We start from the raw sequence: 20,803 nt of genomic DNA, 5'->3' as shown, positions 1-20,803 counted from the left end.
CGTTGGCTGCGTATGCTTGATACGGTGACTGATTGAGTCAGTTTCCGGGAGTCGCTCACCTGTCCATATTCCTGCCATGCGAAATCGTCAGGGGATCTCCTTTTCATTAGTTGAGTGATATTCCGTTATGCGTTTAAACCCCGGCCAACAACGTGCTGTCGAATTTGTCACCGGTCCCTGCCTGGTGCTGGCCGGTGCAGGCTCGGGTAAGACCCGCGTCATCACCAATAAAATCGCCCACCTGATCCGCGAGTGTGGCTATCAGGCGCGCCATATCGCGGCCGTCACCTTCACCAATAAAGCCTCGCGTGAGATGAAGGAGCGTGTCGCGCAAACCCTCGGGCGCAAAGAGGCGCGCGGCCTGATGATCTCCACCTTCCATACGTTGGGACTCGAGATCATCAAACGTGAATACAAAGCGTTGGGCATGAAAGCGAGCTTCTCGCTATTCGACGATCAAGATCAGCTGGCGCTGTTGAAAGACCTTACTAAACAGTGGCTGGAGGAAGACAAAACGCTGTTGCAGCAGCTGATCTCCACCATTTCCAACTGGAAGAATGATCTGGTCGATCCGCAGGGTGCGGCTGGCCTGGCCAAATCCCAGCGCGACCAGATTTTTGCCCACTGCTATCAGCTGTACGACCAGCATCTGAAATCCTGCAACGTACTGGATTTCGACGATTTGATTGCGCTGCCGACGCTGTTGCTGCAACGCAATCAGGAAGTGCGCGAGCGCTGGCAGCAGCGTATTCGCTATTTATTAGTTGATGAGTATCAGGATACCAACACCAGCCAGTATGAGCTGGTGAAACTGCTGGTGGGCGCGCGGGCGCGTTTCACCGTGGTCGGTGATGATGACCAGTCAATTTACTCCTGGCGTGGCGCACGACCGCAAAACCTGGTGTTGCTGAAAGAGGACTTTCCGACGCTGGAAGTGGTGAAACTGGAGCAGAACTATCGCTCAACCCAGCGCATTTTGAAGTCAGCTAACATCCTGATTGCCAATAATCCGCATGTGTTTGAGAAGCGCCTGTTCTCCGAGCTGGGTGAGGGCAGCGAGCTGAAGGTGCTGAGTGCCAACAATGAAGATCATGAGGCCGAAAGGGTCGCCGGTGAGTTGATTGCTCATCACTTCGTTAATAAAACCGCCTATAAAGATTATGCAATTCTCTATCGCGGCAACCATCAGTCACGTGTCTTTGAAAAGCAGCTGATGCAGAACCGTATTCCTTATCGCATCTCTGGTGGCACCTCGTTTTTCTCGCGCCCGGAAATCAAAGATTTGCTGGCCTATCTGCGCGTACTGACCAATCAGGAAGACGACAGTGCTTTCCTGCGTATCGTTAACACGCCGCGCCGTGAGATTGGGCCTGCCACGCTGCAGAAGCTGGGTGAATGGGCCAACTTACGCAATAAAAGTCTGTTCAATGCCAGCTTCGATATGGGGCTGGAACAGACGCTGAGCGGGCGCGGACTGGAGCATCTGCAGCGTTTTACTCAATGGCTGAATGAGATTATCCAGCTGACGGAACGCGAACCGGTGAATGCGGTACGCGATCTGATTCGCGGTGTCGATTATGAAAGCTGGTTGTTTGAGACCTCGCCAAGCCCCAAAGCCGCCGAAATGCGCATGAAAAACGTCAACACGCTGTTCCAGTGGATGACCGAGATGCTGGAAGGTGACGAACTCAATGAGCCGATGACGTTGGCGCAGGTGGTGACGCGCTTTACGCTGCGCGACATGATGGAACGCGGCGAGAGCGATGAGGAGAGCGATCAGGTGCAATTGATGACCTTGCACGCCTCCAAAGGGTTGGAGTTCCCGTATGTTTATCTGGTCGGTATGGAAGAGGGGTTGTTACCGCATCAGAGCAGCATTGATGAGAACAACATCGAAGAGGAACGCCGTCTGGCCTATGTGGGCATTACCCGCGCGCAAAAAGAGCTGACCTTTACCCTGTGCCGTGAACGTCGTCAGTATGGCGAACTGGTGCGTCCGGAACCGAGCCGCTTCCTGATGGAGTTGCCGCAGGATGATGTGGTGTGGGAGCGCGAGAAAAAGGTGATCAGCGCCGAGGAGCGGGTGAAAACCGGGCAGACGCGCGTCGCGGGCTTACGTGCGATGCTGGAGAATGCGAAGAAGGGGTAAATCCCCCGCCGTTCGTTCAGGCCAGGCCTGTAGCGATAACCGTTGCGAGCGTAGCGGAGGCAAGACGAAAAGTTCCCGGCAAAGCGGAGTTCACATGCCGTCAATGAGCATTTGACGGGAGCTTTTCAACGCAGCATCAGCAAGCGCAGCAGGTTTGATTAAGAGATAGTCAGCAACCAGTGCACATAAGACTGGTAATGACTCTCTTGTTCCAGCAACTCGGCACGCAGCGGATGCGCATCCAGCCAGCCAGCAGGGAGTGTCAGGTGCAGCGCATCATCATCCGCCTGTAAACGAACCGCAGGCAGCGTGTCATCGCGACGACGGCTGGAGAAAATAATCGCCAGACGCAGTAAACGGCTTAAGCGTTCCGCCATACGTGGTGGCACAGCGTTCTGCTGCGTCAGTAAAGCGAGATCGATACTGCCACTCTGATTCTGCAGCAGGCAGGCGAGCATTTTTTTCTGTGCGGGCGTAAAACCAGGAAGATCGAGATGGCGAATCAGGTAAGCGGCGTGCTGGGGTGCCTGGCGGAAATCGACGCTCAGGCCTATTTCGTGAATTGAACAGGCGCTCAGCAGCAGATCGCGACATCGGTTATCCAGCTTCCAGACAGTGCTCACCTGGCGGAAAAAGCTTTCAGCCAGCTGACGCACGCGGCTTGCCTGCTCCACATCAATAGAGAAGCGGCGCTGGACGTTTTGCAACGTGCGGCTACGAATGTCGCGGTCAATCGGCAGATGCAGCATGCCGTACACCAACCCCTCACGCAGTGCGCCACCGGCCAGCGTCATGCTGTCGATGCTTAGTTCATGGAAGATAGCGATCAGAATCGACAGGCCGCTGGGGAATACCAGCGCGCGCTCGAGTGTCAATCCTTCGATTTCCAGCTCTTCCAGCTTGCCGCACTGAATCGCACGCTGTTTTAGCTGCTGCAGCTTGCTCAGGGTGATGCGTTCATCCATACCCTGCGCAACCATAATTTCCTGCAGTGCCTGCACGGTGCCAGAAGCACCGACGCAGATCTGCCAGCCTTTTTCGCGCAGTGCCGCCGCGACCGGACGAATCATGTCACGGGCCGCTAATTCAGCCTGCTCGAAATTCTCTTTCGCCAGGTGACGATCGCCAAAGTAGCGTTCCAGCCAGGTGACGCAGCCCATCGACAAACTAAACAACGTGGTCGCGTGCGAACCCTCGCCGGTGACCAGCTCGGTGCTGCCGCCGCCGATATCCACCACCAGGCGCTGATCGGAGCCTCCGGTAGTGTGGGCAACACCTTGATAAATCAGGCGTGCTTCTTCCTCGCCGCTGATGACATTCACCGGGCAGCCAAGAATTTCTTCGGCGTGAGTCAGGAAGTCCTGGGCATTTTCAGCAATACGCAGCGTAGCCGTGGCGACTACGCGGATTTGCTCGGGGGGAATATCTTGCAGCTGTTCAGAGAAGAGTTTCAGACATTGCCAGCCACGCTGCATCGCCTCGGCGGAGAGGTGATTGGCTTTGTCCAGACCGGCAGCCAGACGTACCTTACGCTTTATACGCGCAATGGTCTGAATACTGCCGGACACTTCGCGCACCACCAACATATGAAAGCTGTTAGAGCCTAAATCAATCGCAGCATAAAGTGACGATGCGCTCAGCATGGTGTGCTTAACTCGAACGTTTACGGTTGTTATTGCGCGGCGCGCCGCTACGACGGTTGCTGTTGTTCCCGCCACGGCGTGGGCCGTTTCCAGAACGGCTGCGCTGCAGACGTTTCGGCGGAGGCAGCTCACTCATCAGTGCTTCACTGCTGTACTTACTCACCGGAATACCGTGACCAATGTACTCTTCAATCGCTGGCAGGTTCAGTGCGTACTCTTCGCACGCCAGGCTGATGGAGTGTCCGCTGGCACCCGCGCGGCCGGTACGACCGATGCGATGCACGTAGTCTTCACGGTCGTCAGGCAGATCGTAGTTGAACACGTGGGTCACTGCAGGAATGTGCAGACCTCGCGCCGCAACGTCAGTCGCGACCAGAATATCCACATCACCTTTGGTGAAGTCATCCAGAATACGCAGACGTTTTTTCTGTGCCACATCGCCCGTCAGCAGACCTACACGGTGACCGTCCGCGGCCAGATGGCCCCAGATATCTTCACAGCGGTGTTTGGTGTTGGCGAAGATGATGGCGCGGTCGGGCCACTCTTCTTCGATCAAGGTTTGCAGCAGACGCATCTTCTCTTCATTCGAAGGGTAGAAAAGTTCTTCTTTGATGCGGTGGCCGGTTTTCTGCTCCGGTTCCACTTCCACGTATTCAGCGTTGTTCATATGTTCGAACGCCAGTTCACGTACGCGGTAAGAGAGGGTCGCCGAGAACAACATGCTCAGACGCTGGGTGGCCGGCGGCATGCGGCGGAACAACCAACGGATATCTTTAATAAAGCCAAGATCGAACATGCGATCGGCTTCATCCAGAACCACGACCTGAATGGCGCCGAGGTTGATGTGATTTTGTTTCGCATAGTCGATGAGGCGACCGGTGGTGCCCACCAGGATATCGACGCCATCGGCCAACACTTTCAGCTGTTTGTCGTAGCCGTCACCGCCATAAGCCAGACCCAGTTTCAGACCCGTGACTTTCGACAGTGGCTCTGCATCGGCATGGATCTGCACAGCAAGTTCACGCGTCGGGGCCATGATCAGCGCACGTGGCTGATTAATCTGGCGGCCTTCAGCGGCTGGATGAGAAAGAAGATGATGAAACGTTGACGTCAGGAACGCCATCGTTTTGCCGGTACCGGTTTGCGCCTGACCCGCAACATCACGCCCTGAAAGCGCAAAAGGCAGTGCCAACGCCTGAATAGGCGTGCAGTTAGAAAAGCCTTTGGTATCAAGGGCTTCAACCACCTGTGGGTGCAGGGCGAAGTCGGAAAACTTCTGTTCAGTTAAGTGTGTTTTGCTCATAGTGTGGTAGAATATCAGCTTACTAGCGCTTTACGAAAGCGTATCCGATGAAATAAAGTCAACCTACGTTGGTATATTTTACGCCAATTCGCCAGGCACAATCTTTGGAGTTAAACATGAGCAGCGATAAAATCGTTCACTTGACCGATGACAGTTTCGACACTGACGTGCTGAAAGCCGACGGTGTCACTCTGGTAGATTTCTGGGCTGAATGGTGTGGTCCTTGCAAAATGATCGCCCCAATTCTCGACGAAGTCGCAGAAGAGTACGACGGTAAGCTTACCATCGCCAAGTTGAACATTGATGACAACCCGGGCACTGCGCCTAAATATGGCATTCGTGGTATCCCGACACTGCTGCTGTTCAAGAACGGTGAAGTGGCTGCGACCAAAGTAGGCGCCTTGTCTAAAGGCCAGCTGAAAGAGTTCCTGAACGCTAACCTGGCCTAAGCCCGGCGCGGTGTTGTTCCGCAGTGGTGAATTTTTTCGCCACTGCTGGACGTCTCCCTTCAGGCGTGTTAAGTTGACCTCACTGCATTACGCACTTACCTTGTAGTTTGCATCTAAAGTTTTCCCTTGTCAGACCCTGCTCGCATTGAACGTTATCGTGGTTTGGCAATCTGATGACTAGCACATTCGGCATCACCTTTCGACCATCTCTTCGTTTCCTATCGCCACATCAGACGATAATCGTCGAGCAGAGTTGAAAAAGAGCCATTAACGGCATGGAATTTTTGCCATACCACCCACGACAATCATTTCGAGAATTACCCCGAGTTTAAGAACCCTCACTATGAATCTTACCGAATTAAAGAACACGCCGGTTTCTGAGCTGATTACCCTCGGCGAAAATATGGGTCTGGAAAACCAGGCACGTATGCGTAAACAGGATATTATTTTCTCTATCCTTAAACAGCATGCGAAAAGTGGCGAAGACATCTTTGGTGATGGTGTGCTGGAGATATTGCAGGACGGATTTGGTTTCCTCCGCTCTGGAGACAGCTCCTACCTCGCCGGTCCCGATGATATCTACGTTTCTCCCAGCCAAATCCGCCGCTTCAACCTCCGCACTGGTGACACCATTTCTGGTAAAATTCGCCCGCCAAAAGAGGGTGAACGTTACTTTGCGCTGTTGAAAGTTAACGAAGTTAACTACGACAAGCCGGAAAACGCGCGTAATAAGATTCTGTTCGAAAACCTCACGCCACTGCACGCAAACAATCGTCTGCGTATGGAGCGCGGTAATGGCTCAACCGAAGATTTGACCGCTCGCGTACTGGATCTGGCATCGCCGATCGGTCGCGGTCAGCGTGGTCTGATCGTGGCTCCACCGAAAGCCGGTAAAACCATGCTGCTGCAGAACATCGCACAGAGCATTGCGTACAACTATCCGGATTGCGTGCTGATGGTGCTGCTGATTGACGAGCGTCCGGAAGAAGTGACCGAGATGCAGCGTCTGGTGAAAGGCGAAGTCATCGCATCCACCTTCGACGAACCGGCTTCACGCCACGTTCAGGTCGCTGAGATGGTGATCGAGAAGGCTAAGCGCCTGGTCGAGCACAAGAAAGACGTTATTATCCTGCTTGACTCCATCACCCGTCTGGCGCGTGCTTACAACACCGTGGTACCGGCTTCCGGTAAAGTGTTGACCGGTGGTGTGGACGCCAACGCCCTGCATCGTCCGAAGCGTTTCTTCGGTGCAGCACGTAACGTGGAAGAGGGCGGCAGCCTGACCATCATCGCGACTGCGCTGGTTGATACCGGTTCGAAGATGGACGAAGTGATTTACGAAGAATTTAAAGGTACAGGTAACATGGAACTGCACCTGTCGCGTAAAATTGCTGAAAAACGTGTCTTCCCGGCGATTGATTACAACCGCTCCGGTACCCGTAAAGAAGAACTCCTCACCACGCAGGAAGAGCTGCAGAAAATGTGGATCCTGCGCAAAATCATCCATCCAATGGGTGAAATTGACGCGATGGAGTTCCTCATCAATAAGCTGGCGATGACCAAAACCAACGACGAATTCTTCGATATGATGAAGCGTTCGTAAGTTGGCGATATTGGATCGCTAAGCGAAGCGATTCGGTCGCACAATTTGCCAGGATTTATTGCTAACGCCACGTCTTAACGTGGCGTTTTTCATTTATGGGCATTAGGATTAGCCCAGTCAGGAAGAAATATAATGATTGTGCCAGAAAGGTGCTGGTTTTTTCTGCAATCAGACTTTTCTCAGGCAGAATTCGGACAAAGGATATACGGCAATGGCAAGAATCTTGCTTATTGTTGTCGATGATTTTAGCTGAGAGCGTTAACGTGAATTTACTCACTATGAGTACTGAGCTTGGTTTTGTTTTTCTGTTTACTTTAGTGTTCCTATTTTTTGCCCGTAAAGCCGCTAAAAAAATTGGGCTGGTAGACACACCTAATTCAAGAAAACGACACCATGGCGCCATTCCGTTAGTGGGTGGGATCTCCGTTTATGCGGGGATTTGCTTTGCTTTCTCTATTTCAGATTATTATTTACCCCATGCGGCACTCTATTTAAGTTGCGCAGGGGTGCTGGTGCTGGTGGGTGCACTGGACGATCGGTTCGATATCAGCGTTAAAATCCGCGCATTAGTACAAGCGGCGGTGGCCATCGTGATGATGGTCGGCTCAAAACTGTATCTGCTGAGCCTCGGATTTATCATTGGTCCGGTGGAATTGGTTGTTGGACCATTTGGCTATGTACTTACACTGTTCGCCGTTTGGGCGGCCATTAACGCCTTTAACATGGTGGATGGCATTGATGGCTTACTGGGTGGGCTGGCCAGTGTGACCTTTGCCGCCATGGGCATCATCCTCTTTTTCGACGGGCAAACCAGTCTTGCGATGTGGTGTTTCGCCATGATCGCCGCCACCATCCCCTATATTTTGCTCAATCTGGGTCTGATTGGCCGCCGCTATAAAGTGTTTATGGGCGATGCAGGCAGCACCATGATTGGCTTCACCATTATCTGGATCCTGCTGGAAACCACCCAGGGTTTGAGCCATCCGATTACGCCGGTCACGGCACTGTGGCTGATCGCCATTCCGCTGATGGACATGGTGGCAATTATGTATCGCCGCCTGCGTAAGGGGATGAGTCCGTTTTCAGCTGACCGCCAGCACATTCACCATTTGATCATGCGTGCCGGTTTCACTTCGCGTCAGGCCTTTGTGCTGATTACCGTGGCTGCAGCGCTGTTGGCCGGTATTGGTGTGCTGGGCGAATACCTTGCCTTCATCCCCGAGTGGGTGATGCTGGTGCTGTTCCTGATGGCCTTTTTCCTTTACGGCTATTGCCTTAAACATGCCTGGCGTGTGGCGCGCAAAATCCGTCGTATTAAACGCCGCTGGCAAAGCAGTGGCGAAGATAAAAAATAAATTACCCCGATTAGTACCCCGATAAGGACTTTTGTTATGACCTCTGTCGTTGTGGAGAACGAACTGGATGTGCGCGGCCTTGGCTGCACGCTGTGGCGCGGCAAGCGCTGGATCATCGGCTTTGCGCTGCTGTTTGCCTTATTGGCATGGCTCGCCTCGTTGCTGATGAAACAAGCCTGGAGCACTACCGCCGTTACCGATCGTCCAACGGTTAACATGCTGGGTGACTTCTTCGTGCAGCAGCAATTCCTCAATAATCTCGATGTGCGTAACAACACGCTCAATCTCAACACGCCCGCCCCAACGGTGATGGATGAGGTCTATCAGGAGTTCACTATGCAGTTGGCCTCCTGGGACACGCGCCGTGATTTCTGGCAGCAGACCGATTACTTCAAAAGTCGCAAAAGTGGCAACGCGCACAACGATGCCGCGCTGCTGGATGATTTGATTACTAATATTCAGTTCACGCCTGCGGATACGGCGCATAACACGCTGGATAACATTAAGCTGATTGCTGAAACCGCCGGCGATGCAAATAACCTGCTGCGTCAATATATCGCCTATGCCAGCGAACGCGCGGCGCGCCATTTGAATGCGGAGTTGAAGGGTGCATGGCAGGCGCGCAGCGCGCAGCTGCAGGCACAGGTTCATCGCCAGCAGGAAGTGGCACAGGCGGTGTTTGATCGCCAGCGTCAACGTATTGAACAGGCCTTAAAGGTCGCTAGTCAGCAGGGCATCAAAGAAAACCGTGCACCGGCTATTGGCGAAGCGCTGCCTGACAGCGATCGCTTCCTGCTCGGGCAGCAAATGCTGCAGGCTCAGCTCGATACATTGCAAGCCAGCGGGCCCGCTTACGATTTGAGCTATGATCAGAACAGAGCGATGCTGGGCACGTTGCAGGCAGGCGCGCAGTTGGATAAGCCCTTCCAGACTTACCGCTATCTGCGCACGCCTGAAGAGCCGGTGTCGCGCGACAGTCCGCGCCGAATGTTTATGATGATCATGTGGGGCGTCATTGGCGCGCTGGTGGGTGCAGGTGTGGCGCTGGTGCGCCGTCCTCGTCCGACGTCACCAACGAGCCATTAAGAGAAGCCACGTGAAAGTTCTGACCGTATTTGGCACGCGTCCTGAGGCGATAAAAATGGCCCCGCTGGTGCAGGCACTGGCGCAGGACCCGGCGTTTGAATCGCGCTTGTGCGTGACCGCGCAGCATCGTGAAATGCTCGATCAGGTGCTGCGGCTGTTCAAGCTGCAGCCCGATTACGATCTCAATATCATGCGCCCGGAACAGGGGCTGACGGAGATCACCAGCCGCATTTTGCAGGGGATGAAAACGGTGCTCGCCGATTTTCAGCCCGATGTGGTGCTGGTGCACGGTGATACCACCACCACTTTTGCTGCTAGCTTAGCCGCTTTTTATCATCAGATTCCGGTGGGGCACGTCGAAGCAGGATTGCGCACCGGCAACCTGATGTCGCCCTGGCCGGAAGAGGCTAACCGCACCTTAACCGGTCATCTGGCGAGCTACCATTTCACCCCAACCGAGAGTTCGCGGCAGAATCTGCTGCGTGAAAATTTGCCGGATGACTGTATCGTTGTTACCGGCAATACGGTGATTGATGCGCTGCTATGGGTGCGCGATCGGGTGCTGGATGATGGCGATCTGAATGCACGTCTTGCAGCACGTTATCCGTTCCTTGATGCGGATAAAAAACTGATTCTGGTCACCGGCCATCGTCGTGAAAGCTTTGGCGGCGGTTTTGAACGCATTTGCAGCGCGCTGGCGCAGATTGCACGTCAGCATCCGCAGGCGCAAATCGTCTATCCGGTGCACCTCAATCCCAACGTCAGCGAGCCGGTAAATCGTATCCTGAGTGGTATCGACAATATCATTTTGATTGAGCCACAGGAGTATCTACCTTTTGTCTGGCTGATGAACCGTTCCTGGCTGATCCTCACCGATTCCGGTGGTATTCAGGAAGAAGCGCCATCGTTGGGCAAACCTGTTCTGGTCATGCGTGATACGACTGAGCGTCCGGAAGCGGTGGATGCGGGCACAGTAAAACTGGTCGGTACCGATATCAACCGGATTGTCGAAGAAGTCAGCCTGCTGCTGCAGGACGAGGAAGCCTGGCAGAGGATGAGTCGCGCGCACAATCCGTATGGCGATGGACAAGCCTGCTCGCGCATCCTGCAGGCACTGAAACAACACAGAGTATAATTATGCGTTTTGAAACCATTTCCGTTATCGGACTGGGCTACATTGGGCTGCCAACGGCGGCCGTTTTTGCCTCAAAGGGAAAAAAAGTGATCGGCGTGGATATCAATGTCCGCGCGGTCGAGACCATTAATCGCGGCGACATTCACATTGTCGAGCCGGAGTTAGGTGACGTGGTGCGTGAAGCCGTGCAGGCAGGTTTTCTGCGAGCTACCACGCAAGCCGAAGCTGCGGATGCCTTCTTAATCGCCGTACCTACGCCGTTTATCGGCGATCATCAGCCGGACCTGAGCTATGTACAGGCAGCCGCGTTGTCGATTGCACCGGTGCTGAAAACGGGTGATTTGGTGATCCTCGAATCGACCTCACCGGTTGGCGCGACCGAACAGATGGCCGCCTGGCTGGCGGAGGCACGTCCTGACCTGCGTTTCCCGCAGCACGGTGATAACTGTGACGTGTTTATCGCTTACTGCCCGGAGCGCGTGCTGCCCGGCAAAGTGATGGTAGAGCTGCTGGAAAATGACCGTGTGATTGGCGGCATGACGCCTGCGTGCTCAGCACGGGCCAGCGAACTGTATCGCATCTTCCTGCGCGGCGAATGTGTGGAAACCAACGCGCGTACTGCCGAGATGTGCAAACTCACGGAGAACAGCTTCCGCGATGTGAATATTGCGTTTGCCAATGAGCTATCGCTGATTTGTGCGGAACAGAAGATCAACGTGTGGGAGTTGATTGCGCTGGCGAACCGCCATCCACGCGTCAACATTCTGCAGCCCGGACCAGGTGTTGGTGGCCACTGTATCGCTGTCGATCCCTGGTTTATCGTGGCGCAAAATCCGGAACTGGCGCGTCTGATTCGTACCGCGCGTGAAGTGAATGATGCGAAACCGACGTGGGTGTTAGATCAGGTCAAACAGCAGTTGGCGGATTGCCTGACTGCCAGCGGCAAACGTGCTTCTGAGGTGACGATTGCCTGCTTCGGCCTGGCGTTTAAACCGAACATTGATGATTTGCGCGAGAGCCCGGCAATGACAGTGGCGCACCTGATTGCCGAGTGGCACAGCGGCAGCACGCTGGTGGTAGAACCGCATGTGGCAGACATTCCTGCGCGACTGGCCCATGAAGCGGCTCTGGTTTCCACCCAGGATGCATTGCAGCAAGCAGATATCATCGTGATGCTGGTTGATCACGCGCAGTTCCGCGCTATCGATGCCAGCGAGATCACGCAGCAGTGGATTATCGATACCAAAGGTGTCTGGCGATGAAACAGTTCCTGGTGACAGGTGGCGCAGGCTTTATTGGGTCCGCACTGGTGCGATTTCTGATTGAGCAAACCGACCATCAGGTGGTGGTGGTGGATAAACTCAGCTACGCAGGCAATTTAGCCTCTCTGGCTTCAATACAGAATGATGCGCGCTATGCCTTTGAGCAGGTGGATATTTGCGACCGAGCCGAACTGGATCGTGTCATGGCCCAATATCAACCGGATTGCATTATGCATCTGGCCGCAGAAAGCCATGTGGATCGCTCGATTGATGGCCCGATTGCCTTCATCGAAACCAATATCGTGGGCACCTATCAGTTACTGGAAGCCGCACGCCATTACTGGAATGGTATGGCGGATGAGCGTAAAAAAGGCTTTATCTTCCATCACATTTCCACTGACGAAGTGTTTGGCGATTTGCATGGCAGCGATGATTTCTTTACCGAAACCACGCCGTATGCGCCCAGCAGCCCTTATTCAGCGACGAAAGCCAGCAGCGATCATTTGGTTCGCGCCTGGTTACGCACTTACGGCTTGCCGATCATCGTCACCAACTGTTCGAACAATTATGGCCCTTATCACTTTCCTGAAAAATTGATTCCACTGACTATCATCAATGCGTTGGCGGGTAAGCCTTTGCCGGTATATGGCAACGGCAGCCAGATTCGCGATTGGCTGTATGTAGAGGATCATGCGCGAGCACTCTACAGTGTGGTGAGCAGCGGCAAAGTGGGTGAAACCTATAATATTGGTGGTCACAACGAACGCCGTAATATTGAGGTGGTGGAAACCCTGTGCGATCTGCTGGACGAACTGGCACCGCAGCAGCGCGCCACGCATCTGACGCGCTATCGAGATCTGATCACTTTTGTCACCGATCGTCCCGGTCACGATCTGCGTTACGCCATTGATGCCAGCAAAATTGCGCGTGAATTAGGCTGGATGCCGCAGGAAACCTTCGAAAGTGGAATTCGCAAAACCGTGCAGTGGTATTTGGCAAACCCACAATGGTGGCAGGCGATTCTCAACGGTAGCTATCGTGGTGAGCGGTTGGGTTTAACCACGCCGCGCTGAGGCGCAATACAGGAGCAGCAACGATGAAAGGTATCATCCTGGCGGGCGGTTCGGGCACGCGTTTGCACCCTATTACTCGCGCTATCTCAAAGCAGCTACTGCCAGTTTACGACAAGCCGATGATTTACTATCCGCTGTCGGTGCTGATGCTGGCGGGGATCCGCGAGGTCCTGATTATCACCACGCCGGAAGATCGCGCGCACTTCGAGCGTTTGCTCGGTGATGGCAGCGAGTTCGGCCTGCAGCTAGAGTATGCTGAGCAACCCAGCCCTGATGGTTTGGCGCAGGCGTTTATCATTGGTGAGTCCTTCATTGGCAATGACAGCTGCTGTCTGGTGCTGGGCGACAACCTCTATTTTGGCCAGGGCTTCAGTCCGAAACTGAAAAAAGTGGCTGCGCGCAGTAGCGGTGCGACGGTGTTTGCCTATCAGGTGATGGATCCCGAGCGGTTTGGTGTGGTGGAGTTTGATGACGACTTCAATGCGCTTTCCATTGAGGAGAAGCCGCAGCAACCTAAATCACGTTGGGCGGTAACCGGCCTCTACTTCTACGACAATCGCGTGGTGGAGTTTGCCAAACAGGTGCAGCCTTCTGCACGGGGCGAGCTGGAAATCACCGCGATTAACCAAATGTATCTTGAGCAGGGTGAACTCTCTGTCGAGTTGCTGGGACGCGGTTTTGCCTGGCTGGATACCGGTACACACGACAGTCTGATTGAAGCGAGTATGTTTGTTCAGACCGTGGAGAAACGTCAGGGCTTTAAAATTGCCTGCCTGGAAGAGATTGCGTGGCGCAACGGTTGGCTAAGTGACGAACAGTTGCTGGCGGCGGCGCAAGCGTTGACCAAAACCGGCTACGGCCAATACCTGATGGATGTTCTCCATGCCCGTCCGCGTCAGTATTAACCCCCTTGAGTGGGAAAGCGATTTCTTTGGCGTGAACAGCGCGCGTATCGACCTGGATGGCGACTTCACCCTTGCCGACGCGCTGCAACAGCCAGATACGTTGTGGCAGGCCAAAGTGCCCGCCGAGCGCACCGACGCCATTGATGCCTTAAGCCAGCACGGTTTTCAGTTGGTGGAAGGTGAGGCCGATCTGGCTATCAATATCAAACGCACCGAGCGCCAGGTTGGCGTGCGCATCGCGCGTGAAGCACAGATCCCGGCATTGCGTGAGGCGGCATCGCATGCCTTTCGCCAAAGCCGTTTTCGTGCGCCCTGGTTTAACGCCGATGACAGCGGTCGTTTCTATGCACAGTGGATTGAAAACGCGGTACGCGGCACCTTTGATCACCAATGCCTGGTGGCCAGCGACGAATCCGGCCAATTACAAGGCTATGTCTCGATGCGTGAAGTGAACGGTGATGCGCGTATCGGCCTGCTCGCCGTGCTGCCCGCAGCGCAAGGGCAGGGCATTGGTCAACGCTTGCTGTTGGCGGCAGCGGATTGGGGCCGCGTGCGGCAACTTGAACGACTGCGCGTCGCGACCCAGCTTAGCAATCTTACGGCGATGCGCCTCTATTTACGCAGCGGTGCACGCCTTGAAAGCACCGCCTACTGGTTTTACAGGACAGCTACATGATCCCATTTAATGCGCCGCCAGTCGTGGGCAGTGAACTTGAATATATGCAGTCGGCGATGGCCAGCGGCAAACTCTGCGGTGACGGTGGATTTACCCGCCGCTGTCAGCAGTGGATGGAGCAGCATTTTGGCAGCAAAAAGGTGCTACTGACGCCATCCTGCACCGCCTCACTGGAAATGGCCGCGCTATTAATCGATATCCAGCCCGGCGATGAAGTGATCATGCCGAGTTATACCTTTGTCTCTACTGCCAATGCTTTTGTGCTGCGCGGTGCCGTGATCGTGTTCGTCGATGTGCGCCCCGATACGCTAAATATCGATGAAACCTTGATTGAAGCGGCGATCACCGAGAGAACCCGTGCGATCGTGCCGGTTCACTACGCGGGCGTGGCCTGCGAGATGGATAGCATCATGGCGCTGGCGGCGAAGCATCAATTGTTTGTGATTGAAGATGCGGCGCAGGGGGTGATGTCGCAGTACAAAGGACGTGCGCTGGGCACTATTGGTCATATTGGCTGCTTTAGCTTCCACGAAACCAAAAATTACACCGCCGGTGGCGAAGGTGGTGCGACGCTGATTAATGACGCGAAGCTGGTGGAGCGCGCTGAGATCATCCGTGAAAAAGGCACAAACCGTAGCCAGTTCTTCCGTGGTCAGGTGGATAAGTACACCTGGCGCGATATCGGTTCGAGCTATTTGATGGCAGATCTGCAAGCTGCCTACCTGTGGGCGCAACTCGAAGCGGCTGAGCGTATTAACCAGCAGCGTTTGCGCCTGTGGCAGCGCTATTATGATGCGCTGCAACCGCTGGCGGCGGCGGGACGCATTGCCTTGCCGGTGGTGCCGGAAAACTGCCGCCACAATGCGCACATGTTTTACATCAAACTGCGCGACAGCGACGACCGTCAGGCACTGATTAACTGGATGAAAGAGGCGGAAATCCTCACGGTGTTCCACTACATCCCCTTGCACTCTTCGCCAGCCGGTGAACGTTTTGGTCGCTTGCACGGTGATGACCGCTTCACCACCAAAGAGAGTGAGCGCCTGCTGCGCCTGCCGCTGTTCTATAACCTGTCGGATAACAATCAGCGCACCGTTATCAGCTCGCTGTTGAGTTTCTTTGCCTGATGTCGTTAGCCAAAGCTTCAGTCTGGACGGCCTCATCGACGTTGGTAAAAATCATTGCCGGACTGCTGGTGGTGAAACTGCTGGCGGTCAGCTTTGGGCCAGAAGGGGTTGGCCAGGCCGGTAACTTTCGCCAGATGATTACCGTATTAGGTGTATTGGCCGGCGCGGGCATTTTCAACGGCGTGACCACCTACATCGCGCAATTTCAGCAGCAACCTGAGCAACTGCGTGCCGTGACGGGTACGGCATCCACCATGGTGATTGGCTTCTCCACGCTGGTGGCGCTGGTGTTCTTGCTGGCAGCGGGGCCGATTAGCCATGCGCTATTTGGTCACGACGACTATGCCAACGTGGTGCGCATCGTGGCTTTTCTGCAGTTTGGCATTGCTTGGGCCAATCTGACGCTGGCCTTGCTCAAGGGGTTTCGCGATGCGCTCGGCAATGCGCTGGCGCTGATTATCGGTAGTCTGGTGGGCGTGCTGGGTTATGTGTTGTGCTGGTGGCTGGGTGGATATGCCGGAGCGTTAGTCGGCTTAGCGCTAGTGCCTGCACTGTTGGTGTTCCCGGCACTGCTGATGCTGCGCCGTCATCGTCAGGTGCTGCCACTGCGCTGGTTAACACCGAGCTGGCAGCCGGATTTGGCGCGAAATCTGACAAAATTCACCCTGATGGCGCTTATCACCTCCGTGACCCTGCCAGTGGCGTGGGTGATGATGCGTAATCTGCTGGCCGAACAGCAGGGGTGGGCGCAGGTAGGCCTGTGGCAGGGTGTGACCAGTATTTCCGATGCCTATCTGCAATTTATCACGGCGACTTTTAGTGTCTGGTTACTGCCGACGCTGGCACGACTGGAAAGCAAACCGCAGATTGCGCGTGAAATTGGGCGTGCGCTGCGTTTTGTGTTACCTGCAGTGGCGGCTGCGAGTTTCTGCGTGTGGTTACTGCGTGACATTGCCATCTGGCTGCTGTTTTCACCGCAGTTTACCGCGATGCGGGACCTGTTTATCTGGCAGTTATGCGGTGACGTCTTTAAAGTTGGCGCCTATGTTTTCGGATATCTGGTGATCGCTAAAGCTTCACTGCGCTTTTATATTTTGACGGAAATCAGCCAGTTTGTGCTGTTAACCGCGTTCTCACATTGGCTGATTCCATTACATGGAACCGCCGGAGCCGCACAAGCCTATATGGCGACTTACGTGCTCTACTTCGCCCTTTGCTGTGGCGCCTTTATGATTTATTGCCGAAAAAAATGACTTTATTTCACGTGCTGGGATCGGATATCCCACATCATAACCATACGGTGTTGCGCTTCTTTGATGAGGTGATGAGCACCGAATTGCCGGGTGCTGGACCGCGCCAGTTTATGGTGGTGACTTCAACGCCTGAAGCGATGCAAGCCTATACCGCGCTGCAAATCGAAAGCTATCCCAGCAAGCGCGCACTTGCACAGGCGGTAATGTCCCGTGCGGCTGATCGTGCGCAACGCTTCTTCTTTCATGGACAGTTTAATCCGCAAATCTGGCTGGCTTTGCTCAGTGGTAAATTACGGCGTGAGCAGGCGTTCTGGCATATCTGGGGCGCTGATTTGTATGAAGAAGGGCGTGGCCTGAAGTATCAGTTGTTTTATCTGCTGCGCCGCCAGGCACAGCGTCGCATTGCTCACGTGTTCGCAACGCGTGGGGATTTGCACTTTTTTCAACAACGCCATCCGCGTGTGCCCACTTCACTGCTCTATTTCCCAACACGCATGCCCGATGCCGCAGTGCCGGGCGGTAGCACGAGCGGTGATTTCACCGTGCTGTTGGGTAACTCAGGCGATCGCAGCAACAACCATATTGAAGGCCTGCAGGCGATTCGAGCGCAGTTTGGCGATAGGGTGAAAATACTGATCCCGCTGGGCTACCCGGAAAATAATCATGAGTACATCGAAGAGATCAATACGGCCGCGCAGCGCCTGTTCCCCCAAGGTCAGGTAACCTTATTGCGCGACAAGATAGATTTTGACACCTATCTGCAATTGCTCAGCGACTGTCAGCTCGGCTATTTTATGTTCGAGCGCCAGCAAGGCATTGGCACGTTATGTCTGCTGATTCAGGCCAATATTCCCTTTGTGCTGAACCCAAAAAATCCGTTCTGGCGCGACCTCAGCGAACAAGGGTTGCCGGTTCTTTTTAGTGAAGATGCACTGGATGCGTCGAGTGTGGCTGAAGCTCAGCGTCAGCTGGCACAGTGTGATAAATCCGCGATTGCCTTTTTCGCCCCTGGTTATCTGGCTGGCTGGCGCAACGCGTTGAGCCTGAGTGAAAGGGAGAGAACATGAGCCTGATGCAGTTTAGTGGTCTGCTGGTGGTTTATCTGTTCTCGCTAGGTTTCATTTTGACGCTGACCTGGCGGGAATTTAAACGGGTGCGTTTTAACTTCCACCTGTTCTTCACCATCCTTTTTTTACTGACCTTTTATTTCGGGTTCCCCCTCACCAGTGTGCTGGTATTCCGCTTTAATGTTGAAGTGGTGCCGCCGGAGTACCTGTTACAGGCGTTACTGGCCGCGACCAGTTTTTATGCGATTTATTACGTCAGTTATAAAGTCCGGTTGAGGTCGATCAACGCTGCACCGCGCAAACCCTGGTTGCAGATGAACCGAGTCGAAACCCATCTTACCTGCCTGTTACTGGCGCTGGTGGCGATTGGCACGGTAACGGTGTTCTTCATGCACAACGGGTTACTGTTGTTCCGACTCTCTGCGTATAACCAGATTTTCTCCAGCGAAGTGTCCGGCGTAGCGCTCAAACGCTTCTTCTACTTCTTTATTCCGGCGATGCTGATTCGTTATTTCCTCAACCCGACGCAGCGCCAGTGGCTGGGGTTTTTGCTGGTGTCGGTGGCATTTGGTTTACTGACCTATGCGCTGGTGGGCGGGACGCGCGCCAATATCATCATCGCCTTCGCCCTGTTCCTGTTCATCGGCATTACGCGCGGCTGGATCACCTTGTGGATGCTGGTGGGCGCAGGCGTGATGGCGATTGCGGGTATGTTCTGGCTGGCGCTGCGCCGCTATAACCTCGATGTGGTGGGCGACGAGGCGTTTTACACCTTCCTGTATCTAACACGTGATACTTTCTCACCCTGGGAAAACCTCGCGCTGTTGTTGCAGAACTACGACAAAATTGATTTCCAGGGCTTAGCACCGATCTGGCGTGACTTTTATGTCTTTATCCCGAGCTGGCTCTGGCCTGGCCGTCCATCGATTGTGCTCAACAGCGCCAATTACTTTACCTGGGAAGTGCTGAACAACCATTCAGGACTGGCGATTTCGCCGACGCTGCTGGGCTCGCTGCTGGTGATGGGCGGCGTGTGGTTTATTCCGCTGGGCGCGATTGCCGTCGGCTGGCTGATGAAAGGGTTCGATAATCTCTATCTGCAAGGCCGTGATGCTTCAAACCGCTATAGCGGGGCGATTCTGCAGAGCTTCTGCTTCGGCGCGGTCTTCAATATGATCGTGCTGGCGCGTGAAGGGCTGGATGCTTTCGGTTCGCGCGTGGTGTTCTTTTGCATTATTTTTGCCGCCTGCATGGCGGTGGCTAAATTGCTGTACTGGCTGTTAGCGCGCGCGGGTTTAATTCGCCCGCGCAGCGAGCCGGTGGTTCACAGCCTGTCTTAACCTTTGGGAAAATGATTCATGAAAACCGATAAGCCGCGCTATAACCTGCGCGGTGTCGATCTTCACGCCTTTAACGACATGGACAGCTTCCTGCACTTCTTGCTGCCGGATGGCAAACCGCGCTGTGGTACGCTGGTGGCGATGAATGCAGAAAAGATGCTGACGCTGGAAGAAGATGCGCAACTGCGTGCACTGATTGCTGAAGCGGAATTTAAATATCCGGATGGCATTAGCATTGTGCGCTCCTTACGCAAAAAATATCGGCAGTTGCAGGTTAGTCGCATCGCTGGCGCCGATCTGTGGGAAGCCCTGATGGAGCGCGCAGGCCGCAGCGGCATTCCGGTGTTTCTGATTGGCGGTCGTCAGGCTGTGCTGGGTGAAACCTGTGACAAACTGCGTCGTCAGTGGAATGTGAACATCGTCGGCAGTCAGGATGGCTATTTTGCCCCGGCAGAGCGTGAAGCGTTGTTTGCGCGCATTGCGGCCAGCGGTGCACAGATTGTCACGGTGGCGCAGGGCTCGCCGCGTCAGGAGTTGCTGATGCGTGATTGCCGCGCGCACTGGCCGCATGCGCTCTACATGGGGGTGGGCGGCACCTACGATGTTTTCACCGGCCACGTTGCGCGTGCACCGCGAATCTGGCAGAAATTAGGTCTGGAATGGCTCTATCGTTTGATTCGGCAGCCATCGCGTTGGCGCCGCCAGTTAAAACTGCTGAAATATTTGCGCTATCATTGGCGTGGCGATCTTTGATATCGCCGATTTATTCAGCAATATCATCAGTGCAGGCAGCAAAACTGCATTAATAATCGACGGAATGCACAAAGCGTAATCAAACGCGTTTTTTTTATAAAAAAGCGCTGGACAGTATGAGGTCAAGCCCGTAGTATGCCCATCCGCAACGGCGCTACGCGCCCGTAGCTCAGCTGGATAGAGCGCTGCCCTCCGGAGGCAGAGGTCTCAGGTTCGAATCCTGTCGGGCGCGCCATTTAGTTTGTGCGCAAGAGCTTCGGTGGTTGGTTTTAACCGCGTTATGCAGTGAAAATAGTAAGCAGAGATGCTTACGCACCAGAATTATGGTGGCTATAGCTCAGTTGGTAGAGCCCTGGATTGTGATTCCAGTTGTCGTGGGTTCGAGTCCCATTAGCCACCCCAAATTTTGCTGGGCACGCGATGGTGGCGGAATTGGTAGACGCGCTAGCTTCAGGTGTTAGTGTTCTTACGGACGTGAGGGTTCAAGTCCCTCCCTTCGCACCAGGCAAAATTACGCGGTAGCGTGAAGAAATAAGATACAGAAAAAATCGGCGAGTAGCGCAGCTTGGTAGCGCAACTGGTTTGGGACCAGTGGGTCGGAGGTTCGAATCCTCTCTCGCCGAC

Annotated in this window: 17 protein-coding genes and 4 tRNA genes; 19 read left to right on the top strand and 2 right to left on the bottom strand. The window is 54.4% G+C overall.

Annotated elements, in window-relative coordinates:
* The first annotated feature begins 127 nt into the window (after positions 1–127).
* Positions 128–2,149, top strand: a complete 2,022-nt coding sequence (gene rep, locus QMZ65_RS13265) for a DNA helicase Rep (protein WP_160868691.1) — start codon at positions 128–130, stop codon at positions 2,147–2,149.
* 158 nt (positions 2,150–2,307) lie between these two features.
* On the opposite strand, the gene gppA is transcribed toward rep, so the two are convergent.
* Positions 2,308–3,792: a guanosine-5'-triphosphate,3'-diphosphate diphosphatase gene (gene gppA / locus QMZ65_RS13260; RefSeq protein ID WP_097118507.1), complete on the bottom strand. Its 1,485-nt coding sequence runs from the start codon at positions 3,790–3,792 to the stop codon at positions 2,308–2,310.
* Between the two features lie 7 nt (positions 3,793–3,799).
* On the bottom strand, positions 3,800–5,095 hold the full coding sequence (gene rhlB / locus QMZ65_RS13255; RefSeq protein ID WP_038643814.1) for an ATP-dependent RNA helicase RhlB: 1,296 nt from the start codon (positions 5,093–5,095) through the stop codon (positions 3,800–3,802).
* 116 nt (positions 5,096–5,211) lie between these two features.
* On the opposite strand from rhlB, the gene trxA reads away from it, so the two are divergent.
* From trxA to QMZ65_RS13165, 18 genes are all read left to right on the top strand, one after another.
* The gene (gene trxA, locus QMZ65_RS13250; RefSeq protein WP_003851963.1) at positions 5,212–5,544 is read left to right on the top strand and encodes a thioredoxin TrxA; all 333 of its coding nucleotides are present in this window, start codon (positions 5,212–5,214) and stop codon (positions 5,542–5,544) included.
* A gap of 343 nt (positions 5,545–5,887) precedes the next feature.
* Positions 5,888–7,147, top strand: a complete 1,260-nt coding sequence (gene rho, locus QMZ65_RS13245) for a transcription termination factor Rho (RefSeq protein WP_034827837.1) — start codon at positions 5,888–5,890, stop codon at positions 7,145–7,147.
* A gap of 278 nt (positions 7,148–7,425) precedes the next feature.
* Positions 7,426–8,502: a UDP-N-acetylglucosamine--undecaprenyl-phosphate N-acetylglucosaminephosphotransferase gene (gene wecA, locus QMZ65_RS13240; RefSeq protein WP_097118545.1), complete on the top strand. Its 1,077-nt coding sequence runs from the start codon at positions 7,426–7,428 to the stop codon at positions 8,500–8,502.
* Between the two features lie 36 nt (positions 8,503–8,538).
* Complete coding sequence (wzzE, locus tag QMZ65_RS13235; RefSeq protein WP_283216158.1) at positions 8,539–9,588, top strand: ECA polysaccharide chain length modulation protein; 1,050 nt, start codon at positions 8,539–8,541, stop codon at positions 9,586–9,588.
* A gap of 10 nt (positions 9,589–9,598) precedes the next feature.
* A complete protein-coding gene (wecB, locus tag QMZ65_RS13230; protein WP_034827841.1) occupies positions 9,599–10,723 on the top strand; it encodes a non-hydrolyzing UDP-N-acetylglucosamine 2-epimerase in 1,125 nt (374 codons plus the stop codon).
* A 2-nt stretch (positions 10,724–10,725) separates the two neighbouring features.
* Positions 10,726–11,985, top strand: a complete 1,260-nt coding sequence (gene wecC, locus QMZ65_RS13225) for a UDP-N-acetyl-D-mannosamine dehydrogenase (protein ID WP_097118509.1) — start codon at positions 10,726–10,728, stop codon at positions 11,983–11,985.
* Positions 11,982–13,058 (top strand): dTDP-glucose 4,6-dehydratase, encoded by a 1,077-nt coding sequence (gene rffG / locus QMZ65_RS13220; RefSeq protein ID WP_097118510.1) that lies wholly within the window; start codon positions 11,982–11,984, stop codon positions 13,056–13,058. The genes wecC and rffG overlap by 4 nt, the downstream gene beginning before the upstream one ends.
* Positions 13,059–13,081: 23 nt before the next feature.
* Entirely contained in the window at positions 13,082–13,963 is an 882-nt protein-coding gene (gene rfbA, locus QMZ65_RS13215; protein ID WP_097118511.1) for a glucose-1-phosphate thymidylyltransferase RfbA, read from the top strand.
* Complete coding sequence (gene rffC / locus QMZ65_RS13210) at positions 13,941–14,639, top strand: dTDP-4-amino-4,6-dideoxy-D-galactose acyltransferase (protein ID WP_034827844.1); 699 nt, start codon at positions 13,941–13,943, stop codon at positions 14,637–14,639. Before rfbA ends, rffC begins: the two co-directional genes overlap by 23 nt.
* Positions 14,636–15,766, top strand: a complete 1,131-nt coding sequence (gene rffA / locus QMZ65_RS13205; protein ID WP_283216157.1) for a dTDP-4-amino-4,6-dideoxygalactose transaminase — start codon at positions 14,636–14,638, stop codon at positions 15,764–15,766. Before rffC ends, rffA begins: the two co-directional genes overlap by 4 nt.
* Positions 15,766–17,019 carry a lipid III flippase WzxE gene (wzxE, locus tag QMZ65_RS13200; RefSeq protein ID WP_283216156.1) on the top strand — a complete coding sequence of 418 codons (1,254 nt, stop codon included), beginning with the start codon at positions 15,766–15,768 and terminating at the stop codon, positions 17,017–17,019. Before rffA ends, wzxE begins: the two co-directional genes overlap by 1 nt.
* The gene (gene wecF / locus QMZ65_RS13195; protein WP_283216155.1) at positions 17,016–18,086 is read left to right on the top strand and encodes a TDP-N-acetylfucosamine:lipid II N-acetylfucosaminyltransferase; all 1,071 of its coding nucleotides are present in this window, start codon (positions 17,016–17,018) and stop codon (positions 18,084–18,086) included. Before wzxE ends, wecF begins: the two co-directional genes overlap by 4 nt.
* Complete coding sequence (gene wzyE, locus QMZ65_RS13190) at positions 18,083–19,426, top strand: ECA oligosaccharide polymerase (protein ID WP_283216154.1); 1,344 nt, start codon at positions 18,083–18,085, stop codon at positions 19,424–19,426. Before wecF ends, wzyE begins: the two co-directional genes overlap by 4 nt.
* 18 nt (positions 19,427–19,444) lie before the next feature.
* Positions 19,445–20,179 carry a lipopolysaccharide N-acetylmannosaminouronosyltransferase gene (wecG, locus tag QMZ65_RS13185; RefSeq protein WP_283216153.1) on the top strand — a complete coding sequence of 245 codons (735 nt, stop codon included), beginning with the start codon at positions 19,445–19,447 and terminating at the stop codon, positions 20,177–20,179.
* A 158-nt stretch (positions 20,180–20,337) separates the two neighbouring features.
* A tRNA-Arg gene (locus QMZ65_RS13180) sits at positions 20,338–20,414 on the top strand.
* A gap of 91 nt (positions 20,415–20,505) precedes the next feature.
* Positions 20,506–20,581 (top strand) — tRNA-His (locus tag QMZ65_RS13175).
* A gap of 15 nt (positions 20,582–20,596) precedes the next feature.
* Positions 20,597–20,683, top strand: a tRNA-Leu gene (locus QMZ65_RS13170).
* Positions 20,684–20,728: 45 nt separating this feature from the next.
* Positions 20,729–20,802 (top strand) — tRNA-Pro (locus QMZ65_RS13165).
* The last annotated feature ends 1 nt before the right edge of the window (position 20,803 follow it).

The organism is Pantoea sp. EABMAA-21, assembly GCF_030053335.1.
GTDB lineage: Bacteria > Pseudomonadota > Gammaproteobacteria > Enterobacterales > Enterobacteriaceae > Pantoea > Pantoea communis.
This window is presented reverse-complemented; position numbering and strand designations above follow the sequence as displayed.